The organism is Roseiarcus sp. (assembly GCF_052145395.1).
Lineage (GTDB): Bacteria > Pseudomonadota > Alphaproteobacteria > Rhizobiales > Beijerinckiaceae > Roseiarcus.
In genome coordinates this window covers 1-7,772 of sequence record NZ_JBKQOT010000522.1, presented here as the reverse complement: position 1 = coordinate 7,772, position 7,772 = coordinate 1, and the positions used below count along the sequence as shown (strand labels likewise).

Genomic DNA, 7,772 nt, shown 5'->3' with positions numbered 1-7,772 from the left:
TCCAGGGTGGACAGCTAGACAACGACGTCAACGGCCTCGTACAGGCGGATCGAACCGCGTTGCTGGACACTTGGCGCTGGTGGATAAAATCAAACGCTTGGCGCCCGACTGGAGTGGCAGGAGTGCGCAATACTGAGCTTCACGGCTGACGTGAATTCCCCCGCTGGGCGCGCGCGAGGGCGAACTACGGCCTCACGAGTCTTGCGGGGGAACTGGGGCTCAAGTGGCTCTCGGTACGAGCCGCGCGCTCTTCATCAAGTCACTTAGTAGGTCGGCCAGTTCCGGGATACGCGGAGGGCCCGCCTTCCTCGAAAGCTCTTTCGACACGTCCGTTGAAGTGTTTGGTTGAAGTGTTTGATCGCGTTGTAAAGCCTTCCCCATCGGTCGGCTGGCGACCTGTCTCCTTGGCTGTAAGCGTCCCAGTCGCGTCTGCACCCGAACCACCGCGCGCAACGGTCAGGGCCAAGTAAGTCTGGATGACACAGTTCTCGAAATGACCGAGAGCCTGCTACGCTCTCGACGTTCGCCCTATCCGACCTTTCTTCAATGTCAAGCAGAGCGACCCTCGTAATCGAGAATGGCAAAAAGGCGTTGGCCGTGGCGCGCGCTTGCCGGATGGGACTGGATAGAAATCTTCCAGTAAAGCGAAGATCTTTCCCGGATTGCGCCAAGGAGCGCGTGCGAAAAGCTCGGCCCCCGCGCTTGCGCGTCGTCGAGCATCTGCCCGACGGCCGCCAAGATTTCCGATCAGCGAGGCGCCATTTTGCCGCTTCGAACGCGTCGGGTTGATCGGGATCAACCCAAAGTCTGACAAACTATGCATGAGGTTAATGGACGGAAAGGGTCTGAACCGGGAGGTGGACGATGAGGGGTTGTATTGTCGCTCATCGACGACCGGTGGAGCCCGCCCCGAGCTAAGGACTTGGAGGAAACAGCCCATGAACGTCATCGAAAACGTGACCCGCAAACTGGCTTATGATCTGTGGGATCATGCGGGCAGGCCGAACTGTCGAAGCGACGAATTCTGGTTCGCCGCGAGATTCGAATTCGAACGCAGGGAGGAGACGGGAGAAATACAAGTCTAGCCACGGAGCCCATTCTGCGAGCTTGACGCGATCCTGCGCAGCGGGACAGCCCACGCCGGTCGGATGGCGGCGCATTGACGGCGCGACGCGCAGGACCGGTAGGCGGATCGCCATTGACGCAGGGACCCGAAGGCTCGGAGCGCGGCGAGAAATGCAACCTCCACTGTCGCGGTCTGCAATGTCCGCTTTACGCCGACTCCCGCGTCAGGTCTTGACCGCTGGAATCGATCTCAGCCGACCGGAAATGACGTCAGGACGGCGTGGGCGCGTCGGCTCGCAACAGCTTCTCGTGCTTGAGCTCGGCCCACAGGGCGGCGGGAATCGGATGGGCGAACGCCCCAAGGTTGCGCTCGACCTGGCCGACCTTGATCGCGCCGGGAATGATCGAGGCGACGATCGGATGGCCGAGCGGAAACTGCAGCGCCGCGGCGGCGAGCGGAACGCCGTGCCGCTTGCACACGGCCTCGATCTTCGCCACGCGCGCGAGAATTTCCGGGCCGGCGGGCTTGTAGTTGTACATTGCGCCCGGAACGGCGCCGGTGGCGAGAATGCCGGAGTTGTAGCCGCCGCCGATCACAATCCCGACCCCGCGCTCGGCGCAGCGAGGAAATTCCCCGTCCAGCACGTCGGTCTCGAGCAGCGTGTAGCGCATCGCCAGCAAAAAGAAGTCCATGTCGAAGGCGTCGAGGAAGCGCGGAATCGAACCCGTCGTGTTGAGCCCGGCGCCGATGCCCTTGATCGCGCCGGAATCGCGCAACTCGGCGAGCGCGCGCCATCCGCTCACGGTCAATTGATTGAAATAGGCGTCAACTGCGGCCTGGTGTCTGTGACTAAAGCTGTCGAGATCGTGGACGAGCAGCAGATCGACACGGTTGATCCCGAGCCGCTGCAGGCTGTCCTCGAACGAGCGCATCACGCCGTCGTAGCCGTAGTCGAACACGGTCTCGAAATCGAGCCCGCCGATCCATTGGCCGCGCTCGAACGGCCCAGGTTTCAGGGGCCTCTTCAACAGCCGTCCGATCTTGGTCGACAGGACGTAGTCTTCGCGCGCCCGACGGTACAGCGCCCGGCCGAGCCGATGCTCGGCTTGCCCGCGGCCATACCACGGTGACGTATCGTAATACCGGACCCCGCCGTCCCAGCCGGCGGCGATCAGCTCCGCCGCCTCCTCGTCGCAGACCTTGTCGAACACGTCGCCGAGCGGCGCCGTGCCGAGCCCGATTTCGCTGACCGAAACGCCCGTCCTCCCGAGCCTGCGGACGCCGATCGGCGCCGCCCTCATTCCTCAGGCTCCGTGTCGAAGCGCAGCGGATAGCCGCGCGAGGCGCCGTACTCGGTTCCGCGCGCGGCCTTAGTCTCGGCGATGTCCTTGGCGAAAACGCCGACGACGCAGACGCCCTTCTTGTGCGCAGTCAGCATGACGCTCAGCGCCTGCGACTCGTTCATGCGGAACACCGCCTTGAGAACCTCGACCACGAAATCGCGCGGCGTATAGTCGTCGTTGAACAGAAGGACCTTGTGCAGGCGGGGACGGTCGACCTTCATTTCGGTCTTGGTCCGAATCCTGGTGACGGTCTTGCTCATCGTGGCCCCCGGAGGCAGGCTGGATGCGTCGCTGGCATCCTCGCATGCGGCGCGCCGGAGTTTCAAGCGCGCCGGCGACACTCTTGCGAAGCCCGGCGCGCTCCCGTTCGAGAAAGGTCCGCCATGCTCAACACGCGACAGAAGGTTCTGCGCAATTTCTGGTACGCGACTCTTCCGATCGATGCGCTGAAAGAGGGACCGCAGCCCTTCCGCCTGCTCGGGGAGGACATCGTGCTCTTTCTCGCACGCGACGGCGAGCCCGCGGCGCTCGAGGACCGTTGCCGGCATCGCACCGCAAAACTGTCCAAGGGCTGGCTCACGGACGGGCGCATCGTGTGCGGCTATCACGGCTGGGAGTACGACCGCTCCGGCCGCCTCACGAGAATTCCGCAGTTCCCGCCGGAACAGGCCGTGCCGGAGGCCTGCGTCCAGGCCTTTCATGCGCGCGAGCGCTACGGCTACGTCTGGGTCTGCCTCGGCGAGCCGCTGATTGACATTCCCGACCTGCCGCAGGAGGGCGATCCGACCTTCCGCCGCATCCACCAGTTCGACGAGCGCTGGAGTTGCTCGGCGCTGCGCATGATGGAGAATTCGTTCGACAACTCGCATTTCTCCTTCGTCCACAAGAGCACCTTCGGCGACATCGAGCAGCCGAAGCCGGAAAGGTATGAGCTCAACGAGACGGATTACGGCTTCGTCGCCGAGACGATCGTCCCAGTGAAAAACCCGCCTCAAGCCCACCGGGTGACGGGGACGACCGAGCCGTGGACCAGACGGAAGATGCGGAACGCCTGGTACATGCCGTTCTGCCGGACGATGGACATGGAATATCCGTCGGGCCTCAGGCACGTCATCTTCAACTCTGCGACGCCGATCGACGACGGCTCGATCCGGCTGGTCCAGGTGCTTTTCCGCAACGACCGCGAGGAAGACTGCTCGACCGAGGAGTTGCGCGCCTGGGACCGGGCGATCATCGAGGAGGATCGCGAGGTGCTGGAATCGACCGACCCCGACGCAATCGTCGACATGAGCCGCAAGCTCGAGATGCACATGCCCTCCGACCGGCCGGGGATGCTGATGCGGCAACGGCTCAATGCGCTGCTCGAAGCGCACGGCGAGCACGAGGTCCCGAGCTGACCCCGAGGGGGAGGATTCGGCAGGTCAATCTGGAGGCGAGTTGACGCGCGACATGAATTCATGAAATTATGCTCCCAACTTTAACGCGCAGGGGGACCCTTCGCGAAATACCCGCCTGGGGAGTGCGGAGACTGCGGATGAGTGCGCTTATCAAATACGGTATCGTTCTGGCGTCGGGCGTGGCGATCGGATTGTATGTCCACGGGACAATGGGCCTCGAGCAGGTGGCCAAGCTCCCGCGGATTGATGAGATCAACATTCTCATCAGCAACAACTTCGCGCGCGCGAAACCGGAAGCGACCGCAATTGTCGTCGACTCGACCGACCCGAGACGTGTTGACGAGGACCTTGACTTTTTGATCGCGAAACGGCTCGGGACGCTCGAAGGGTGGCAGACGTTCCTGGCCGCCCACGCGGGCGGGGCTCATGCCGAGTCCGCGGAGGCCGAGATCGACAAGCTGTCCCTGCTCGTGAAGGCTACCGAGCCAGCCGCCGCTCAAGTCGTGGATCGCGCGTCCCCCGAAGTCAAAGTTGAGAGCGACGCAGCGGGTCCGTCTCAGCCTTTGGAAGTCGCGGCGCTTCCAGTCGACGACGACTGCAATCATGATGGGGACTGTCAGGGGGCGCCGCGCAGCGACCCTTCCAGCAACGAAATTAGGCGCCCCGCGAGCGAATCGGAACCCGGGAAAGTTGGACCGCAAGTCGCGGATCTCGTGGATGATGACGTGGCCACGGCGCCCACCCCGCCGATTCCTCCCGCAAAGCCCGGTCCAGACCGAGGCGCAAAACCGCGAGCGACTGCGCCTCACCGCGAGGCGACCGTCTCCTCGCACATCGTCCCCGTCCACCATCAGCGCCCGTGCACGGTCAGATTCGAATGTCATTGGAAGACCCAACCCTTGCCGCCTATCCTCATGGCGCTTTTCGGCGTGAAGCCAAAGCACTCGAGGGGGGTTATCGGACAGATGGTTGCCGACGCGAGGCCCTATGATTTACGGGGAAGGTGACGCCTGGCTGGTCACCGCCAGGCTCGCCTAAGTCCGCACGCGGTGGATCGTCGTACGGCCGCCGAAGCACGCTCTTCGGCAATGCACAACACGAAATCGAGTGCCGACTTCGACGCCGTCGACCCCGTGGCGAAGGCGGCGCGCTGGCTGCCCCCGCGGCGACCTGCGAAAGCCTGACCAAGCTCGACCTGTCGAACCGGTCTCTACCCCTGCCGGGGCGGGGAAGGCTTCACCAAGACCGACATTTTGACCCCGCTGATGGCCTGGGTCGAAGAGGGCAAGGCGCCAAAAAGGCTGGTTCTCTCCGGCGACGGCGGATCGCGGCCGGTCTTCCCCTACCCCGCCGTCGCCGAATACGACGGCAAAGGCGACCGGGCCGATGCTGCGTCGTGGCGGCCGGCCGCTCGACCGAGCCGCCGATCCGTCCCTGGATCGGCGAAGCCTTTTTGTCGCAGGGGCGAAGTAGCGGCGCGGGCAGGCTTGCGCCTCCGCCTCGCCGGCCGCATATTATCCATAGGTTTTGTGGGAGGTGTGCCATGACCATGCGGACCGCTCTGGCGTTCGTCGCGATACTCGGCGCGCTGGGCTCGTCCCCAACGCGCGCCGGCCCCTGCGCGGACGACCTGTACAGGGCCGACCTGGAGGTCGGGAAACGGCTCGACGAAATCGCGGGACGCGGGAAACCCGCGGCGGAGTCGACCTTCGCCACCACGCACCATCAGCCGACCCCGGCGACCATCGCCGGCGCCGAGGCACAGGTCGGCGACATTTCCGAGTCGCAACTGGACGCTGTGCGCGGGTTCATGGTTGAAGCGCACAAGGCCGACGAGGCGGGCGACAAGGCGGCCTGCGAGAAAGCGATTTCGGGGGCGCGGAACATCCTCGGCATGTAGTCGGCGAAGCTTCGCGCCGACGACGCGGACAGCGAAACGCGAGGTTGCGGCTTGGGGAGCGATTGATGAGCCACGCGTCTTCATCTCAGGAAGCGCGGGCCGAAGTCGAGCGCACGCCGCCGCGCTTGCCCGCCGCCGCGGTCGAAGGCGCGCTCGAGCCGTCGTTTCCAGTCTGGGGCCTCGTCTGGCGGTCGATCGTTTCGGCTGTCGGCCTGTGGTCCGTGGTCGCAGCGCCCTGGGCGGGGGTCTGGTTCTACAAATGGATCGCCGAGCGGATCGCCCTGCCGGGCGCGCGTGGATTGACGCTCGACGCCGACGTGCGCGACGCCTGGCCGCTGTTCGTCGCCATGGGCCTCTCCGGCTGGCGGGAAGACGGACTGGGCGACGTTCTGGACAGCAAAGCCGCCCTCGCGGTTTCGGTGCTGATCGAGGCCGCGCTCTGGGCGTGGCTGGTGAAATGGTTCGTCGCGCGCCTCCGTTCGAAGGCGGGAACGGCCCGCTGCGGTTTCGAAGGCTCGTTCCTCGGTCTCGCCGCCTGGACGGTCCTGTTCTACATCGGCGTCGTATCGGTGATCGGCTGGGCCTGGGCGATCAAGAACATGCTCCGATGGATCGTGGGCCGGATCACCGGCCCCTTCGTGGTCGAGTTCCACGCGTCCGGATCCGAGATTCTGTGGCGGACGGTCATTCTGCTGCTGGCGTGCGTCCCGATTGTCTCCATCCCCTGGGCGCTGAAGCGCTGGACGAACTGGATGGTCTCGCAGTTCTCGGTGCGATGAGGCGGCGGCGAAATGCTGACGGCAGGCGTAGACCGGAGCGAAAGAGGAGCGGCGAAAACATCATGATCAGGACTGTTACGGTGGCCATCGCCTTGCTTCTCTCGGCGGCGGGAGCCGCGCAAAGCCAGCAGATCCTTCAGACCGGACCCATCTGGAACAACGGCGACGCCAATGCGAAGTGCCCGGCGGTCTGCGCGTCCGTCGGCGCGCCGTGGTCCGGGCAATGGTGGACGACACAGCCCGGCGTCGCGTCCGTATGCATTTGCGGCGGCGGAACCGGGGCGCCCCCCGCCGAGAGCGCGTCGTCGGCGTGCCAAGTCGGCCCGGAGGGCCCGTGCGGGGGCTGCGCGATCTCCTGTACCGGCGGCCAGCAGGCGTCATGCAAGAGCGGCTTCGCGCCAAGTGGGGAAAATCGGTGCGTGGTCAGAGCGAAATGCGTCTGCGAGTGACGAGGCGGCAGCAGGGGCTGGCCAGCGCTCCCGCTAACGGCTTTTCTCTTTGACGTCGCAATTCCATTCGTCTCGCACGGCGGGTTGTCACCGTGCGACAGCCGCAGCGCCGCCTCTTGCGACCGGCGCGAACGCTGGAACGCTGAATTGCACCTGAGCGCGAAGGCGCCCCGAACTGACCTCGAAACCCGTGGCCCACCATGCTGATCGGGATCCCTGCGCGTTCAGCGGCGCGGGGAAATGCTGCGGCGCCGATCCTGCGCTTCTCTTGACCGTGCGAAAGCGACAAAAAAAGACCGCCGCGAAGGCGGTCTTTCAGAGGTTTGAAGAACGTCCGCTCAGGCGGCGACCAGGGCGCCGTTCGCCCGGCGGAAGCCGGCGAAGGCGAGGCCGGCGAAACCGAGACCCATGAGCGCCCAGGTCGCGGGCTCCGGCGCCGCCGACAGGGTCACGCTGTCAGTGTTTCCGGTATCGCCGTTGTACATGGAGTAGGTGCCGGTCACGAAGGTCGGGCTGCTTTCCGGTCCGGTGTACAGCTGCGCGCCGAAGTAATTGTTCCAACCGCCGCCGTTGCTGGCGTTGTAGAAGTAGTAGTTGTAATCATCCGTTGCGAAATCATAACCTGATTGATATCCGTCCACTGACGGCATCGTGGGCAGATCGAACGAGGTCTCCCCATCCGGACCGGTCAGCTCGAAAATTGTCGTGGAGGAGGCGTGCGCGACGCCGACCACCGCCTGCGCGAGCGCCAGGGCCAGAGCCAATGACTTGATATTCATGTCCGAGTTCCCCTCGAACTGATCGTTCCGCGATCGCGTGGCCGCCGGAAATTCCGGAA

Annotated in this window: 9 protein-coding genes and 1 pseudogene; 6 read left to right on the top strand and 4 right to left on the bottom strand. The window is 64.7% G+C overall.

Annotated features, from left to right (window positions below):
• Positions 1-938 precede the first annotated feature (938 nt).
• Positions 939-1,085, top strand: coding sequence for a DUF2934 domain-containing protein (locus ACLP25_RS18020; RefSeq protein ID WP_442470549.1), 147 nt, complete (start codon positions 939-941; stop codon positions 1,083-1,085).
• 250 nt (positions 1,086-1,335) lie between these two features.
• Here ACLP25_RS18020 and ACLP25_RS18015 read toward each other — a convergent pair whose 3' ends face one another.
• Together ACLP25_RS18015 and clpS are read right to left on the bottom strand one after the other, a co-directional pair.
• Entirely contained in the window at positions 1,336-2,367 is a 1,032-nt protein-coding gene (locus tag ACLP25_RS18015) for an aldo/keto reductase (RefSeq protein ID WP_442470548.1), read from the bottom strand.
• Positions 2,364-2,669 (bottom strand): ATP-dependent Clp protease adapter ClpS, encoded by a 306-nt coding sequence (clpS, locus tag ACLP25_RS18010; protein WP_442470547.1) that lies wholly within the window; start codon positions 2,667-2,669, stop codon positions 2,364-2,366. The genes ACLP25_RS18015 and clpS overlap by 4 nt, the downstream gene beginning before the upstream one ends.
• Positions 2,670-2,792: 123 nt before the next feature.
• Here clpS and ACLP25_RS18005 point away from each other — a divergent pair, with 123 nt between their 5' ends.
• Entirely contained in the window at positions 2,793-3,806 is a 1,014-nt protein-coding gene (locus tag ACLP25_RS18005) for an aromatic ring-hydroxylating dioxygenase subunit alpha (protein WP_442470546.1), read from the top strand.
• Between the two features lie 80 nt (positions 3,807-3,886).
• On the opposite strand, the gene ACLP25_RS18000 is transcribed toward ACLP25_RS18005, so the two are convergent.
• The gene (locus tag ACLP25_RS18000; RefSeq protein WP_442470545.1) at positions 3,887-4,306 is read right to left on the bottom strand and encodes a hypothetical protein; all 420 of its coding nucleotides are present in this window, start codon (positions 4,304-4,306) and stop codon (positions 3,887-3,889) included.
• A 717-nt stretch (positions 4,307-5,023) separates the two neighbouring features.
• Here ACLP25_RS18000 and ACLP25_RS17995 point away from each other — a divergent pair.
• From ACLP25_RS17995 to ACLP25_RS17980, 4 genes and pseudogenes are all read left to right on the top strand, one after another.
• Positions 5,024-5,353: pseudogene (locus ACLP25_RS17995) on the top strand (tannase/feruloyl esterase family alpha/beta hydrolase); the annotation flags it as partial.
• Entirely contained in the window at positions 5,350-5,706 is a 357-nt protein-coding gene (locus ACLP25_RS17990; RefSeq protein ID WP_442470544.1) for a hypothetical protein, read from the top strand. The pseudogene ACLP25_RS17995 and the gene ACLP25_RS17990, both read left to right, overlap by 4 nt.
• Positions 5,707-5,771: 65 nt before the next feature.
• A complete protein-coding gene (locus ACLP25_RS17985) occupies positions 5,772-6,485 on the top strand; it encodes a hypothetical protein (RefSeq protein WP_442470543.1) in 714 nt (237 codons plus the stop codon).
• Positions 6,482-6,934: a mannan-binding lectin gene (locus ACLP25_RS17980; protein WP_442470542.1), complete on the top strand. Its 453-nt coding sequence runs from the start codon at positions 6,482-6,484 to the stop codon at positions 6,932-6,934. The genes ACLP25_RS17985 and ACLP25_RS17980 overlap by 4 nt, the downstream gene beginning before the upstream one ends.
• Before the next feature lie 338 nt (positions 6,935-7,272).
• Here ACLP25_RS17980 and ACLP25_RS17975 read toward each other — a convergent pair.
• The coding region (locus ACLP25_RS17975; RefSeq protein ID WP_442470541.1) for a PEP-CTERM sorting domain-containing protein at positions 7,273-7,772 on the bottom strand (500 nt) is incomplete at its 5' end.